Source organism: Paragemmobacter ruber, from assembly GCF_009908315.1.
Taxonomy (GTDB): Bacteria; Pseudomonadota; Alphaproteobacteria; order Rhodobacterales; family Rhodobacteraceae; genus Paragemmobacter; species Paragemmobacter ruber.
In genome coordinates, this window is the sequence record NZ_JAAATW010000001.1 from 194,054 (window position 1) to 208,898 (window position 14,845).

The window sequence follows — 14,845 nt, forward strand, 5'->3', positions numbered from 1 at the left end:
AAAAGCCCCCGTCAGGCAAGCGCCAACCCGCCCAACAGGCCCTTGAACAGCGCCGCGCCATCGGTTCCGCCCTGCGCCGGATCCACCACCCGCTCGGGATGGGGCATCATGCCCAGCACGCGGCGATTCTCCGACAGGATGCCCGCGATATCCCCCATCGACCCATTGGGATTGTCCGCATAGGTAAACGCGATGCGATCCTCGCCCTGCAGGCGTGCCAGACCCTCGGCATCTATGGTGAAATTGCCGTCGTGATGGGCCACGGGCAGCACGATCTCCAACCCGCGGGCATAATCGGCGGTAAAGGCCGTCTCGGCCGTGGCCACCCGCAAGGTGACCATCCGGCAGACGAATTTCAGCCCCGCATTGCGCATCAGCGCGCCGGGCAGAAGCTGCATCTCGGTCAGCACCTGAAACCCGTTGCAGATGCCCAGCACATAGCCGCCCCGCGCTGCATGCGCCCGGATCGCCGCCGCGATGGGCGATTGCGCCGCAATCGCGCCGCAGCGCAGGTAGTCGCCAAAGGAAAACCCGCCGGGCACGCCCACCACATCCACACCGGCGGGAAGCGCGGTGTCCTTGTGCCAGACCCGGGTGACCTGCCACCCCGCCCGCTCAAAGGCCACGGCAAGATCGCGGTCGCAGTTGGAACCGGGGAAGGTGACGACGGCGGCCTTCATCTTGGCATCCTTTCATGTCGGGCGGGATGGTTCGCGCCATAGCGCAAACCGCCCCGCCCCGCCACCCGGAATCACGATTGCGGGCGCGTCTTCTTGGGGTCGTAATGCGACAGGGGCACGATCACCGCAGGCAGCCGCTTCTGCTGGCCGTCCAGCTTGCCCACCTCCAGCGCCGTGCCCACCTCGGCATGGGCCACATCCACCCGCGCCAGCGCGATATTCTTGCCCAGAAGCGGCGACCGGGTGGCCGAGGTGACCACCCCCACCTGCGCGCGGCCCAGATGGATCGTGTCGCCATGCCCCACATCCACCGCCGCGTCGATCTCCAGCCCCACGAACTTCCAGCGCGGGTTCTCTTTCCGCCGGATCAGCGCGTCCCGCCCGATGAAATCATCCGTCTTGGATTTCAGCGGCACGGTGAACCCGATGCCCGCCTCGAACGGATCGGTCTGATCGCTGAAATCATATCCCGCGAAGATCAGCCCCGCCTCGATCCGCACCATGTCCAGCGCGGCAAGGCCCATCGGCCGCAGCCCCAGATCGCGCCCATGGTTCCATATCGCATCATATAGTGCGATTCCGTCCTTCGGGTGACAGAACAGCTCATACCCCAATTCGCCGGTATAGCCGGTGCGCGACACCACCAGCGGCGCCCCCTCCGGCCCGCCCAGCCGCGCCACCGTGAAACGGAACCATCCCAGCTCTTCCACCGTCGGCTGATGCGGCGCGGTCCAGATCATCCGCCGCAGGATCTCGCGGCTGTTTGGCCCCTGCACAGCCAGATTGTGCAACTGATCGGTCGATGACCGCACCATCACCTTCAGGCCCAGCTTTTCGGCCTGTTCGCGCAGCCAGATGCCGCCGTAATCATCCCCGCCGATCCAGCGGAAATTGTCGCGCCCCAGCCGGAACAGCGTGCCATCGTCGATCATCCCGCCATGTTCGTAACACATGGCGGAATAGACGACCTGCCCCACGCTCAGCTTCTTGACGTCCCGCGTCAGCGTCCACTGCATCAGCGCCTCGGCATCCGGCCCCGTCACCTCGAACTTCCGCAGGGGCGACAGGTCCAGCACCACCGCCTTCTCGCGGCAGGCCCAATATTCCTGAATCGCACCATCCGCCGCATAGACCTGCGGCAGCCAGTATCCCTTGTATTCCACCACATGGCGCGTCAGCGCCCCCGTGCGTTCGGAAAAAGCGGTGTCCTTGGTCATCTTCGGCTCCGAATCCGGGGTGGCGCGCCAGGCGACGGCGCGGCTGAACTTCTCCTCACCCGAATAGGTGCGGACATGGATATCGCTGAGGTACCAGCCATTGGCGGGCGTCGTGTCATCGGGGCAGGCAGAAGAGACACAGACCAGATCGGTCAGCGCCCGGAACAGAACGTAATCCCCCGGGCGCGACCACGGCTCATCGGCGTAAAGCACGCCATGCGCGTCGATCCCCGTATTGAAGAACAGGTTCACCGCCATCCAGCCCGGCCGGGCGGTCACGCCATACTCTGTTAAGGCGCCGTTGAAATTCTCGGAACAGTTGGCATGGCCCGGATAGCCGATGTCGTCATAATATTTGGCTGTGCAGGCCATGGCAAAGGCATCATGCCGCCCAACCGTATCCTGCACCACCTCCAACAGGGGCAGCATGTCGTGATCGTAGTATTTCGAGTGAAGCCCCGGCATCGAATAGGCATGACCCATCAGCGTGCGCGAGGTGGTCACATCCAGCGCATGTTCAATGCCACGGTCCAGCTTGCGCGCGGAAAAGGCCTGAAAATCCGTGCATTGCCGCCCGTCCACGTCGAGGATCTGGATATAATCCCCCGCCTTCACGAAATAGGCCCGCGCCGTGGCGGATTTCACCCGCAGATCCAGCACCGGATCGGCCAGCGGATCGGGCAGGTCGAACTGCCCCACGGTCATCAGCGCCGACCGCTGCACCAGCACCGTGATGGGCGTGGCCGTGTCCTGCCCGTCGGGCGCCATGTCGCCGCCCGGCGCGGCGATCACCAGCACCCCGTCCCGCGTGATGGTAAAGGTTTCCTGCGTGCCCGCCGGCGTCTCGGCACCGAAGATCGCCACCGCGCCCGCCTTGGCCAGGTCCATCCCCCGCCGCTCCAGCCCCAGCCGCAGGCCCCCCATGCCCGATCCCAGCCGCGGCCCCGCCGCAAGCAGCGCCTTCAGCCCGCCCGCATCGGAATTGGCCGCCACGCCCAGCAATCCCGCATCAATCCGCCCGGCCCCATCCGCCGCCACAAGCTCGGCCCGCTGGCCCCCTTCCGGATTGCCGATGGTCACGCGGTCGCCCGTCCCCACCCGGATCAGGATCGCCCCGTTGCCCACCACCTCATACCGCTCCCGTCCCGCCCGCGCCGTGACCGTGGCAGGCGTCAGGATGCGGCTGGGGCGCGGCGGGCCGGACATCACCTTGGGATAGAGATCGAGCATCGCCGCAGCCTCCGGCAGAGTTGCATCAGTGTAAAATCTGTTTCACAAAAAGAATATGCGGCGGATCCCTTCGGGGCAAGCGCCATGATGCTGGAAATGGGGCGCCACCGTGATTGCACTTTCCTTGGGTCTTGTCGCGGCGCTGTTCTGGGGCCTGCATGATTTCACCATCCGCCGCGTGGGCGGCAAGGCCGATGTGGCGGCGATCTTCGCGCTGGTCACGGTCTTTGGCCTGATCCCGCTTGTCCCCATCGCGCTGCTGGCGGGGGGATGGGGGGCCGTCGGGCCGCAACAGGCCCTGCTCGCCGTGGCGGCGGGTCTGGGCGCCGTCTGCGCGAATGTCGCCCTTTACCGCGCCTTTACCATTGGCCCGGTCGCGCTGGTGGCGCCCATCTGCGGGTCTTACCCGGTGCTTTCGGTCCTGTTCGCCATCGCCCGGGGGCGCGAGGCGGGGGTGCAGGAATGGCTGGCCGTGCTGGCCGTGGTCGCAGGCGTTGCCATCGTGGCGCGCGGCGAAGGCGGCACCTCCTCGGGCAGCCGCGCGGCGGCCATCGGCTGGGCGGCGCTGGCCTCGGTCTCCTTCGCCGTCACCTTCGGGCTGGCGCAATGGTCGGCGGAAACCGGGGCGCATATGCCCGTGGCCGCCATCACCCGCGCCACCGCGCTGGTCATCGCGGTCCTGTGGCTCTGGCAGCGGCGCCCGAACCTCGGCGGCTTGGGCGCGATCTGGCCTGCGCTGTTCCTGATGGGGCTTCTGGATGTGGGCGCGATCAGCGCCGTCACCCTCGCCGGTGGGCTGGAGAATGCCGAATATGCCGCCGTCGCCTCGTCCATCTTCGGGATCGTCACGATCCTGCTGGCATGGCGCTTCCTGCGCGAACCGATGCGCCCCGTCCAATGGGGCGGCGTGGCGCTGGTCTTTGCGGGGATCGCGGCGCTCGGCCTGTCGTGATCATTCCGACGGCGGCAAGGCCCCGGCCAACCCCCGCAACCCCACCAGCCGCCGCCGCTCATCCGCCGGGTTCACACCGAAGGCTTCGGCATAGTGGCGCGTCATGGGCGTGGAACTGGCATAGCCCACCGACAGGGCAATCTCGGTGATCGACTGGGTGGAATACAGCACCTTCTGCCGCGCCTTCTTCAACCGCATCAGGCGATAGTATTTCAGCGGGCTCTGCCCCGTCGCCTGCTTGAAGCTGCGTTCCAGATGCCGCTCCGACATGCCCAGCGCGCTCGCCACGTCCGAGATCTGCACCGGATCCTCGATATGATCGGAGAACACCTGAATCGCCTGCCGGATCGCGTCGGGCAGCATGTCATCCGTCCCGCCCCGCTTCTGCACCGGCACCTTCTGGCTGGCATCATCGGCGCGCACGAAGGGGTGCTGGAACCAGCAGGCGACCTCCGTCATCGTGTCGCGCCCCAGCTTTTCCTCGATCATCCGCAGCATCAGATCGAACACCGCCCCCGCGCCCGATGCCGTATGCCGCCGCCGATCCCGGATGATCACCGACTGGCTGGCCGCGATATCGGGAAATTCCGCCTTGAAGGCCGCCTCATAGCACCAATGCACCGAACAGACATGCCCGCCCATCACGCCCGACCGCACCAGCGGAAAAATCCCGCCTGAAAACCCGCCCAGCACAACGCCTGACCGATCCATCCGCCGCACCTGCGCGTTCGACCGTTTGGGATGGGCGAAATTCGACTGCGGCATCGACAGGAAAAACAGGCAATCCAACCCTTCCGCCTCGGCCAAGGTGGCATCGGGGTCAAACTTCACTTCGGCCGAAGACCGGACCGGACCCGCCTCCTCGGCCAGCAGGCGCCACGCGAATTCCCGCCGCCCCACGATCTCATTCGCCGCCCGCAAGGGTTCGATGGCCGAGGTAAGGCAGGCCATCGGAAAGCCCGGAAACAGCAGGAAGCCCAGGCTTGTGGGCTGCCCAGTCTCCGCCATTGTCAATCCTCCGGCCACCAGCCCGGCGAGGTGGGGGCGCCGTCGTCATATTGGGCAAGCCATGCCGTCATCAGATCGCGGTTGCGCAGGAACCCCTTATAGGCCGCCAGTTCGGGGTGGATGTCGCGCACCACCCGGTGCATACGCCGCGCCCATTTCGGGACCGTCACCAATTCGTCATACTTGATCAGGTAGCAGCGGATCGGGAAGGCGATGGCATTGGATCGCGGCAGCCGCCACAGCGTCTGCAACTCCACCCGCAGATGCATCCGCTGGCCCAGATTTTCCATCGTCATCTCGGTCCGGGTCGGGCCCCATTTGGGATAGTTCTCGGGGCTCGTATCCAGCAGCGGGTCCACCGTATGGGTCCAGTTGAACCGCCGCACCGGGGCGCCATGCTGCAGCTTCAGCAGGAATTTCAACGCCCGGTCAAAAACCCCCTTCTCATGCGCCAAGGGCACGGGGGCGTGCCATTCGTGAAACCCCATCCCGATGTCGAAATCCAGCGACCAGTCGGCCTGCGTCGTCACCATCCCCGCTTCGATCCAGAGGTTGTCATCCCTCTGATCCTGCAAGGTGAAATCGCCTTGCGTCTGGCGGGTGATGTATTCCATCGGGCCATAAGGCAGCGTGGAGGGATCGAGGAAGGTGAAGGTCTGCTCGATCTCCATCGGCCGGTTGATCCAGGTCCAGCGGTTGCCGGTCTTGTGCAACGCAAACCAGTGCGGATAGTCCCGCGCCTTGCTTTCCATGATCAGTTCCAGCAGGTCCCACCCCGCCAGTTCCATATGCGGCAGCGACTGGCAGCGCAGCGGGTCTTCCTTCAACACCAGATCGCGGTCGCGCATCTCGGCCAGGTAATGCTCATCCACGTCGAAGGCGTGCTCGAACACCGATCCGGGCCGCCCCGGCACATGCGGCTCCATATTGACCGAATACATGTAATCGTCCCGGTCGAAGGGAAAGGGAAAACGCCTGATCGCGCGTTCCGAGTTCTTGAAGGTGAAATCGTTGCGGAACGTCTCGTTGTTGAACTCGAAACCCATGGCTTCCCCCCTCAGCGGTCGATCACGAGGGATCTGCCCTCGAACCGCGACACGCATGGCATGATCTTGGTGTTCCCGGCCTTCTCGTCATCGGAAAGCCAGTGGTCGTGATGATGGATATGCCCGTCGCAGCGGATCACAGCCGTCTCGCACTGCCCGCAAGCCCCGCCCCGGCACAGGTAGGGCGCATCCACGCCTGCGGCCTCCATCGCCTCAAGGATCGACTGCGCCGCCCCCACGGTGATGGACCGGCCGCTTGCCGCAAGCTCCACCGCAAAGGGCTGGCCGACCGGGGGGGCAAGGAATTCTTCGGAATGAACCGTATTCTTAGGCCATCCCATCCCGGCTGCCGTGGCCTTCACCCAGTCGATCATTCCCTTCGGCCCGCAGACATAAAGATGCGTGCCAAGCGGCTGGGTGGACAGCAGCGATGTCAGGTCGATCGCCTCGCCCCGGTCGTCCACATAGATGTGCACGCGTTCGGCATATGCACTTTTCAAACGCTCCACATAGGCGCCCAGCGCTTCTGACCGCACGGAATAGTGCAATTCGAACCTTTGGCCCATCGGCTGCAACTGCGCCATCATCGACATGAACGGCGTGATCCCGATGCCGCCGGCAAGGAACAGATGCTTCCGCGCCCGTGCATCCGGGGGAAAGAGGTTCACCGGATGGCCGATCTGCATCCGCATCCCTGGCACGACATGGCGATGCAGGAACAGCGATCCGCCCCGCCCCGCCTCATCCCGGCGCACCGAAATCTCATAGCCCTTGGTGTCCGATGGATCGGACATCAGCGAATAGGGATTCATCCGCCGCGTGCCGTGATCGTCCATCTCCACCACCACATGCGACCCGCCCGAGAAATGGGGCATTTCTCCCCCATCCACGCGCTCGAAACGGAACCGCTTGATGAGCGGGTTCACCTCCACCACCTCGGTCACGACGACATCCAGTCTGGGGGCTCCGACGCTCATTTGAATCGCTCCACCGGCGGGGGCACGTTGCCCGGCTCCTCGGCGTCGATGCACACGCCCTGAAACGCCGCAAGGCGGCGGGAATAATGGTCGCGGACAAACAGGTTCAATCCGCAATGCGAACAGGTGAAGGGATCGGTCCTCACATTCTCCGTCACCCCCTTGCAATGCACGCATTGCACCCGACGGGCCAGCGATCCGCGATGTTCCGTCTGCACCGCGTCATGGGGCAGCCCCGCCTCCATCACATCGCGCTGCGCCAGACCGATCAGCGTCTCCGTCCCGGCGAGATAGACCTGCAGCCCCATATGGGCATCGGCCAGCACCTTGCGCAGCCGCGGCTCCGCCGCCCAGAAAGATGGCGAGCGGTGGCATTGCGCCGCCCCCAGCGCCTCCAGACTGGCGAATTCATCGGTGCCGTTCGCGCTGCTCGGGACATAGATGATATGCGTCCGCGCCAGCATCGCGGGCGCCCCCGCCCCCACCTTGGCAAAGAGGTCGCGGATCGCCCCTGCCCCCTCGCCATCGGCCACGCAAAGATGCGCGGTGCCCGCGCGCGGCTGCAACACGCCATAGACCGGGCGGCTGCGGATCGACTTTTCGAAAACGGTCTGGCTCATGGTCCTGTCAGTTCCGCCTGGCCCCGGTTGCAGAAAGGGGCGCGCCCTGCGGGATGGCGCGCCCCCCTTCGTGTCAGTCCTTCGCCGTGCGGCGTTTCTTTTCGACATCGTAGAAGGGCATGGAATGGGTAACCGCCGGGATTTCCCCATGGGTGGCGCAATTGACCACCAGCTTGGTCCCATTGTTCGCGCAATCCACCGGGATGCGGGCGATGGCGATGTTGTGCTTGTTCAGCGGCGAATACATCGCCTGCGTGACCACACCCACCTTCTTGCCGTCACGGAAAACCGGCGCACCGTTGCCCGGCACATTGGTGCCTTCCATCTTCAGGCCCCAGATCTTGAACCGCTCCTTCCCCTTCAGACGGTAATGCTCTTCCGCCCCACGGAAGCCCACCTTGCCGGGGCTGACGGTGAAATCCAGACCCAGTTCCCACAGCGTATCGCCCGGGCCTTCATCCTCGAACGGGTACATCTCGGAATTGTCGAAGGGGAAGAACAGCAGATAGCTTTCGGTGCGCAGCAGGTCGAGCGTGGTGAAACGGCAGGGGATGATCCCCATCGACTTGCCCTCGTCCAGAATACGGTCCCAGATCATCGGCGCATCTTGCCCGCGCACGAACAGCTCATACCCCCGCTCGCCGGTATAACCGGTGCGCGAGATCATGGCAGGCTTGCCGAAAAGCGAGGTCTGCATCTGCGAGAAATAGGGCAACTGCCGGATGCCGGGGACGTGCTTTTCCAGATAGTCCACCGCCAGCGGCCCCTGCAGCGACAGGTCATGCGTGTTGTCGTCAAAGCGGACGGAAACATCACGCCCCGTCGCGGCCATGGTCAGCTGTTCATGCCCCTGCCCCGATCCATGCACCACCATGAAGCTGTTCGGCGCAAGGCGGTAGATCACGCAATCCTCGATGAACTTGCCCGCATCGTTCAACATGCAGGCATAGACCGACCGGCCCGGCATCAGCTTTTCCATGTTCCGGGTGGTGGCGCGTTCGATCACATGGCTTGCGGCAGGCCCGGTGATATGCACCTTCTTCAGCCCCGACACATCCATCAGCCCGGCCTTGGTGCGGATCGCCATATATTCCGCATCCGGATCACCGTCATAGGACCAGGCGGTTCCCATCCCGCTCCAATCCTCAAGGTTCGATCCCAGCGCACGGTGCCGGTCCCCCAGCGTGGAAAAGCGCCACGAGTTCGTCATCTCCGTCCCTCCCGATGGACTTATTGATTGCCAATACTCTCCAACCATCCCCCATTGAAATCAACCTTCATGTGCAAAAAGTTTTCCTCTCAGGGAAAGTTTTTCACCGCGCGCGCCCTTCGCCCGGTCCTTGGGCAGAAGGGGCCACAGGACGGGCGGCATGCAAAGAACGCATGCGAAAAGGGGCGGCCACCGGGCCGCCCCTTCCCCTGATCGCTGCGCCCGGTTCAACCCGGCAGCACGAAGAACCAGTTCGACCAGAGCACGACCGCCGCCCCCGCGATCAGCGCGAGATAGGGCAGCATCCCGGCCCGGCGCGGCCCCAGATCGCCATGATCGGACAGGCCCAGATCCTCCATCGCTTCCTTGGGAAAGCGCCCCTTGTCCACGATGTAATGCCGCCAATAGAAGACAGGCAGGATCAGCGCGGCAAAGATCAGCCCCGCCCACAGCGCGTTGGAATAGCCCCAGACCTTCGCCCCTGCGCCAAGGAACAGCGCGTTCACGAAGGCCAGCACGGTGTTGATCCCGATCAGCACCGTCGGCGCCTTCCACGGGCGTTCCATATGGGGCGAGTCGATCCGATGGATCCAGCCCGCGTTCAGGTTCAGGAAGTTGAACAGGATGTATCCGACGTTCGAGATGGCAAGGACGTAGAAATACCCCCCCACATCCGACGCCAGCGCCAACAGGATCAGGTTGAAACCGTAATCCGTCCACATCGCGCCGGTGGGCGCGCCGTTATTGTTGACGCGGCCCAGATACTTGGGCAGCCAGCCATCCCGCGATCCCTGATAAAGGGTGCGCGACGATCCCGCCATCGCCGTCATGATGGCCAGGAACAGCGCCATGATCATCAGGATGACGAACAGCTGGATGATGACGTTGGACGATCCAAGGAACCCGCCCAGCGCCGCCGCGATCCCCGTGCCGTCCACGATCCCTGTCTCGAGCATCCCGGCATGTCCCAGAACCCCCTGGAACGAGAAGGGGATCAGGAAGAAGAAAACGATGCACAGAAGCCCGGAATAGAAGATGGCCCGGAAGGTGTCGGTCTTGGGGTCCTTCAATTCCCGCGTGTAGCAGACGGCGGTTTCGAACCCGTAGGTGGACCAGGCGGCGATATACATGCCCCCCAGAAACAGCGTCCAGCCGCCGATGTCCCATGCCCCGTTCTCACCCGAATAGGCGGCCGTGGGTGGCACGATGTTGGTGACGTTCATGCTGTCGATCTGTCCCGTCAGGATCGGAACGATCCCCACCAGCAAAAGCGGGATCAGCACGACCACGGCCAGCACCTTCTGCGCGCTGGCGGTCGAGGCGATGCCGCGATGCTGGATGACAAAGATGATCGACATCAGGATAACGCCGATCACGAAGGTGGAATTGAAATGCAGCGTCCCCAGCCCCGGCACGGGGATGTTGAAGGCCTCCCAAACCCGGAAGGCGGGGGTGAGTGCTGCCACACCATCCGCCGTAGCCACCGCCGTGATCGCGGCATCCACCGTCGATCCGGCATTGGCGGCCATGTATTCGGCCACGGCGGGCGTCTCGGCCGTGTAATTGGCAAGGTTGGCCGCCACCCAATCCAGCACCGGCTGGCTTTCGGCCAGCGGGATCGGGAACAGCGCGTTCAGGATATAGCCCGCCGCGATGACGCAGCCCAGGCTCAGCACCGGCGACCAGGCGAACCAGTTGCACCACACCGACAAGGGCGCGATCAGCTTGGAATAGCGCAGCCACGCGGTCGCGCCATAAACCGATGCACCGCCCGACTTGTTGCCGAACATGCCGGCCATCTCGGCATAAGTGAAGGATTGCAGGAACCCCATGCACATGGACAGCATCCAGACGACAAACGCCGCCTGACCCGCCACACCCGCGATCCCACCCAGCGAAAACAGAACCAGCGGGGGCACCCCCGCGGCAACCCAGAAGGCACCCTTCCAATCGAGCGCGCGATGCAGCTCGCCATTCGTTGTCGTTGACGACATTGATTACTCCCTCGTTCCCTGTTGTCCCGGCTCCCGTGGCGTTTGCCGCTCTCTGGTCCGGGTTTCTGATATCGCCCCGCCGCACCCCCGCGCCGGAACGGTGTTCTTGCCGTGCCAATCCGCGCGCGCCCCTATGGACGGCGGCGCCACGACGCTGCGACTGCGGGGGAAACCCGCCATCGCGGAAGACCGCAGCCACGGCAGCTGCGACCTGCTGTCGCTGAGAAAAGCACGGCCCATCCCGCATGGCGAGAGGAATTTCATTCAGGCGAAAATTTGTTTCCTTGTCCGCCCGGGGCCTGCAGCACTCAAACGGCACGACGACAAAAGGCCCGGGCGTTTGGCCCGGGCCTTGTTTTCTTGGCTTACTGCCCCGGATTGGGTGCCTCAGCGCGGCTATTTTGCCTTGCTGTAGGCCAGCTTTTCATGCCGCAACCCGGCCGCCAGCGCGGCGACCACAAGGATCATCGACAGGAAAAGCCAGATGCCTTCCGTTCCCATGCCTGCATAATAGGCGCCTTCGACTGCGCTCCAATCCGTGATGTCGGTTCCGACCAGCATGTTTCTCTCCTTTCCTTGGGTTTCACTCGGCGGGGGTCTTGGCGGGGATGCCGCCCGGGAAGAACTCAGGATAGGCCTCGACAGGGACCTTGACCTTGTCCAGCCCGATCAGTTCCGCCTGCTTCGGCACGCGCAGAAGACCCATCTTGTTCAGGATCAGCGACACGACATAGCCCGGCACAAAGCCCAGAACCGCCATCACCAGCGCCCCGCCGATCTGCCCGAACAGGGTGATCGTCGGCGCCCCTTCGGCGGGCAGGGCCGGATAGCCAGCCGCGAAGATGCCCACCGCGACCACGCCCCAAAGGCCCACCACGCCATGCAGCGCCACGGCACCCACGGCATCGTCGATGCGCATCCGTTCCACAAAGCGCGCGACCACTGGCATGATCAGGCCGCCGATCACCGCGATGACAAAGGCCATGGGCGGCCAGTAGAGATCCAGCCCCGCCGCGACCGAGATGATCCCGCCCAGCGCGCCCGACATCATCCAGAACGGATCATGCGTCAGGACCCAGGCCGCGATGGCCCCCCCGGCAAAGCCCATCAGGATGTTGAACGTCATGGCCGACAGCGTGACCGGCGTGCCGTAGATGGAATGGAAGATGCCGGTCCCCCAGCTCCATGCCTCACCGGGGAAGATCACGCAGCCCATCAGGAACCCCCAGAAGCCCGCGATGATCAGCATCAATCCCACCAGTGCGGCCGGCATCGAATGGCCGGCGATGGCGTTCGCGCTGCCGTCCGGGTTGAACTTGCCTACCCGCGCGCCAAGGTTGATCAGCACGCCCAGCGTGAAGAAGCCCGCGATGGCATGAACCACGCCCGACGCGCCGAAATCGTGATAGCCCAGCGCCGTCACCAGCCAGCCATCCGCGTGCCAGCCCCAGGCCGCGCCGAGGATCCAGACGAAACTGCCCAGAACGATGGCGAGGATCGTGAACCCCACGATCTGCACCCGTTCGATCAGCGACCCCGACATGATCGACGCCGTGGTTGCCGCGAACATGGCAAAGGCGCCGAAGAACACGCCGGTCGCGCTGTCGGCCACGTTGGGGCCCATGGCAGGGCCGACCGGGCTGGCGGCGGCCAGCGCATATTCAAGGCCCGAGGTGCCGATGGGACCGGGCGTCATCGAAAATCCTGTGGGGAAGGCCCAGTAGATGAACCAGCCGGCATAGTAAAAGGTCGGGATGATGAAGGCAAAGGCGAGGATGTTCTTGATCCCCGAGGCCAGCGCGTTCTTGGCGCGCGAGGCGCCCATCTCATAGGACAGGAACCCCGCATGGATCAGCACCATGAGCGGGATCGTCAACCAGTAGAAGGTTTCGGCCGTTGTCTTGTTCAATCCGGCCGTCGCGTCCTTCAGCGCGGCCAGTTCCGCCGTCAAGGCGGCAATCTGTTCTTCCATGCGTAAACTCCCCAGCTGTTGTGTCGCCCCCATGTGACCCGGGGGCTGACGGCCAAAGTTAAGCACGGGCGGGCAGAGCCACGGCCGCAAAAGGTGATGTGAAGCAACTTTGTTTCGCGGCAAGGCGTAGTTTTGTCATAAAATGATCAATGATCATGCAGTTTCGATCCGAATGGGCCAAGATTTCAGCATTTTACGCCTGATCGGAAACACCGCGGCGGGCAAAGGAAAACGGCCCCGCGCAGAAGCGGGGCCGCAGAGGCCGAACCATTGTCGCGCCACGGCCGGGCTGGCCGGGCGCCTCAGTTCCGCAGATAGCTTTCCATCGAATCCTCCAGCGCGTCCTTCCACGGCGTATGATGGACGGGCGCCATGGTGCCGGTGATGACCGACCGATAGGCATTGTTGCGGAAACCCATGATGTCCTTCTTCTTGTGTTCCTTCCACTCGAAGAAAGCCTCGCAGGCACCATCCACGTCAAAGGACGGATAATCCGTCTCTTCGATCAGTTCCTTCACATAATCGCCCTGATAATGGATGGCGTCATGCGCGTCCTGGCCCGCATCCTCGGCCGCGACCCGGTCTGCCACGTCCTTGAGCAGCACCGCCTTGTCCGTCGGGATCGCGATACGCCCCATGATCGCATCGCGCACCCACCAGGCCTGCGCATCGAACATGTTGAAGGTGAACCACTGATCCTGCATCCCCAGATAGAACAGCTTTGGATTATGGACCCAGACCACCCCCTTGTAGAGGTCCGCCGTCGCCAACCTGTTGGCGGTCTTCAGACGCAGGTCATCGGGCAGGAAGGGGAAGTGGTGTTTGTAACCCGTGCACAGAATGATCGCGTCCACCTTCTTGGACGAACCGTCCGAGAAATAGGCCGTATCCTCATCGACATGGTCCAGTCTGGGCACCTCTTTCCAGTTATCCGGCCAGTTGAAGCCCATGGGCGCATTGCGATAGGCGACCGTCACTGACTTTGCCCCGTATTTCCAGCATTGCGACCCGATATCTTCGGCCGAATAGGACGAGCCAAGGATCAGGATGTCCTTGCCGCTGAACTCACGCGCGTCGCGGAAATCGTGGGCGTGCAGGACACGTCCGTTGAACCTGTCAAAGCCCGGATATTCCGGCACGTTCGGCACCGAGAAATGGCCCGATGCGACAACGACGTTGTCGAACTCCTCTTCATACACCCGGTCGTTCTTCAGATCATGCGCCGTCAGGGTGAAGTTGCCCTTCTCGGCATTGTAGCGCACGAAGCGGACCGGCGTGGAGAAGCGCACCCAGTCACGCACGCCGGCCTTTTTCACGCGCCCCTCGATATAGTCGAACAGCACCGCGCGGGGCGGATAGCTGGCGATCTGCTTGCCGAAATGTTCCTCAAAGGAATAGTCGGCGAATTCCAGCCCTTCCTTCGGGCCGTTGGACCACAGATAGCGATACATGGAGCAATGGACCGGCTCGCCATATTCATCCAGCCCGGTGCGCCACGTATAGTTCCAAAGCCCACCCCAGTTCGACTGCTTTTCAAAACAGACCACTTCGGGAATGTCGGCGCCCTTGGCCTTGGCGGACTGGAACGCCCGGAGTTGGGCCAGACCCGACGGCCCGGCACCGATGACTGCAACACGCTTTTTCATTCTACCCTCCATGTTCGTTCTTTTTTGTCGTGTTGCCGGGAAGGCTAATCGCGGCAAGCAATGCGCGTCAAATAATTTTCCTTGGATGAAATTATCCGCCTGCGCCGCCTCTGGCAGATCCGGCAGAGATGCGGCCAACCCTCTGGAGGGGGCGAGGATGAACAGCCGGACCTGTCTGCAACCGCCGGGCCGCCGTTTTCGGCCCCTTGGGGAAACAAACCGCGGCTCGCCCCCGTCATTTCCTGCCCAAACAGGCAAATGGCCGGATTTATGCCCTTCTGTGGCCATCATTT

At 63.6% G+C, this 14,845-nt stretch carries 12 protein-coding genes; 1 reads left to right on the plus strand and 11 read right to left on the minus strand.

The window, feature by feature from the left end; translation table 11 throughout:
* Positions 1-11: 11 nt before the first annotated feature.
* On the minus strand, positions 12-680 hold the full coding sequence (purQ, locus tag GU920_RS00985) for a phosphoribosylformylglycinamidine synthase subunit PurQ (RefSeq protein WP_161765044.1): 669 nt from the start codon (positions 678-680) through the stop codon (positions 12-14).
* A gap of 71 nt (positions 681-751) precedes the next feature.
* Entirely contained in the window at positions 752-3,127 is a 2,376-nt protein-coding gene (locus tag GU920_RS00990) for a DUF1989 domain-containing protein (protein ID WP_161765046.1), read from the minus strand.
* A 109-nt stretch (positions 3,128-3,236) separates the two neighbouring features.
* Between GU920_RS00990 and GU920_RS00995 the strand changes: the two genes are divergently transcribed.
* On the plus strand, positions 3,237-4,079 hold the full coding sequence (locus tag GU920_RS00995; RefSeq protein ID WP_161765047.1) for an EamA family transporter: 843 nt from the start codon (positions 3,237-3,239) through the stop codon (positions 4,077-4,079).
* On the opposite strand, the gene GU920_RS01000 is transcribed toward GU920_RS00995, so the two are convergent.
* From GU920_RS01000 to GU920_RS01040, 9 genes are all read right to left on the minus strand, one after another.
* The gene (locus tag GU920_RS01000) at positions 4,080-5,087 is read right to left on the minus strand and encodes a GlxA family transcriptional regulator (RefSeq protein ID WP_161765049.1); all 1,008 of its coding nucleotides are present in this window, start codon (positions 5,085-5,087) and stop codon (positions 4,080-4,082) included. It abuts the gene before it with no gap.
* 2 nt (positions 5,088-5,089) lie between these two features.
* Positions 5,090-6,133 carry a heme-dependent oxidative N-demethylase family protein gene (locus GU920_RS01005; protein ID WP_161765050.1) on the minus strand — a complete coding sequence of 348 codons (1,044 nt, stop codon included), beginning with the start codon at positions 6,131-6,133 and terminating at the stop codon, positions 5,090-5,092.
* An 11-nt stretch (positions 6,134-6,144) separates the two neighbouring features.
* Positions 6,145-7,110 (minus strand): PDR/VanB family oxidoreductase, encoded by a 966-nt coding sequence (locus tag GU920_RS01010; protein WP_161765052.1) that lies wholly within the window; start codon positions 7,108-7,110, stop codon positions 6,145-6,147.
* The gene (locus tag GU920_RS01015) at positions 7,107-7,730 is read right to left on the minus strand and encodes a dimethylamine monooxygenase subunit DmmA family protein (protein WP_161765053.1); all 624 of its coding nucleotides are present in this window, start codon (positions 7,728-7,730) and stop codon (positions 7,107-7,109) included. The genes GU920_RS01010 and GU920_RS01015 overlap by 4 nt, the downstream gene beginning before the upstream one ends.
* Before the next feature lie 73 nt (positions 7,731-7,803).
* Complete coding sequence (locus GU920_RS01020) at positions 7,804-8,940, minus strand: aminomethyltransferase family protein (RefSeq protein ID WP_161765055.1); 1,137 nt, start codon at positions 8,938-8,940, stop codon at positions 7,804-7,806.
* A gap of 227 nt (positions 8,941-9,167) precedes the next feature.
* Positions 9,168-10,934, minus strand: a complete 1,767-nt coding sequence (locus GU920_RS01025) for an amino acid permease (RefSeq protein WP_161765057.1) — start codon at positions 10,932-10,934, stop codon at positions 9,168-9,170.
* Positions 10,935-11,330: 396 nt separating this feature from the next.
* Complete coding sequence (locus GU920_RS01030; protein WP_161765059.1) at positions 11,331-11,495, minus strand: hypothetical protein; 165 nt, start codon at positions 11,493-11,495, stop codon at positions 11,331-11,333.
* Between the two features lie 22 nt (positions 11,496-11,517).
* Positions 11,518-12,906 carry an ammonium transporter gene (locus GU920_RS01035; RefSeq protein WP_161765061.1) on the minus strand — a complete coding sequence of 463 codons (1,389 nt, stop codon included), beginning with the start codon at positions 12,904-12,906 and terminating at the stop codon, positions 11,518-11,520.
* Positions 12,907-13,208: 302 nt separating this feature from the next.
* The gene (locus GU920_RS01040) at positions 13,209-14,552 is read right to left on the minus strand and encodes an NAD(P)-binding domain-containing protein (RefSeq protein ID WP_161765063.1); all 1,344 of its coding nucleotides are present in this window, start codon (positions 14,550-14,552) and stop codon (positions 13,209-13,211) included.
* Between the last annotated feature and the right edge of the window lie 293 nt (positions 14,553-14,845).

What these genes read in the sequence shown, in the direction of transcription:
- purQ (WP_161765044.1), bottom strand. Translation starts at nt 680, where the DNA reads ATGAAGGCCGCCGTCGTCACCTTCCCCGGTTCCAACTGCGACCGCGAT.
- GU920_RS00990 (WP_161765046.1), bottom strand. Translation starts at nt 3,127, where the DNA reads ATGCTCGATCTCTATCCCAAGGTGATGTCCGGCCCGCCGCGCCCCAGC.
- GU920_RS01000 (WP_161765049.1), bottom strand. Translation starts at nt 5,087, where the DNA reads ATGGCGGAGACTGGGCAGCCCACAAGCCTGGGCTTCCTGCTGTTTCCG.
- GU920_RS01005 (WP_161765050.1), bottom strand. Translation starts at nt 6,133, where the DNA reads ATGGGTTTCGAGTTCAACAACGAGACGTTCCGCAACGATTTCACCTTC.
- GU920_RS01010 (WP_161765052.1), bottom strand. Translation starts at nt 7,110, where the DNA reads ATGAGCGTCGGAGCCCCCAGACTGGATGTCGTCGTGACCGAGGTGGTG.
- GU920_RS01015 (WP_161765053.1), bottom strand. Translation starts at nt 7,730, where the DNA reads ATGAGCCAGACCGTTTTCGAAAAGTCGATCCGCAGCCGCCCGGTCTAT.
- GU920_RS01020 (WP_161765055.1), bottom strand. Translation starts at nt 8,940, where the DNA reads ATGACGAACTCGTGGCGCTTTTCCACGCTGGGGGACCGGCACCGTGCG.
- GU920_RS01025 (WP_161765057.1), bottom strand. Translation starts at nt 10,934, where the DNA reads ATGTCGTCAACGACAACGAATGGCGAGCTGCATCGCGCGCTCGATTGG.
- GU920_RS01030 (WP_161765059.1), bottom strand. Translation starts at nt 11,495, where the DNA reads ATGCTGGTCGGAACCGACATCACGGATTGGAGCGCAGTCGAAGGCGCC.
- GU920_RS01035 (WP_161765061.1), bottom strand. Translation starts at nt 12,906, where the DNA reads ATGGAAGAACAGATTGCCGCCTTGACGGCGGAACTGGCCGCGCTGAAG.
- GU920_RS01040 (WP_161765063.1), bottom strand. Translation starts at nt 14,552, where the DNA reads ATGAAAAAGCGTGTTGCAGTCATCGGTGCCGGGCCGTCGGGTCTGGCC.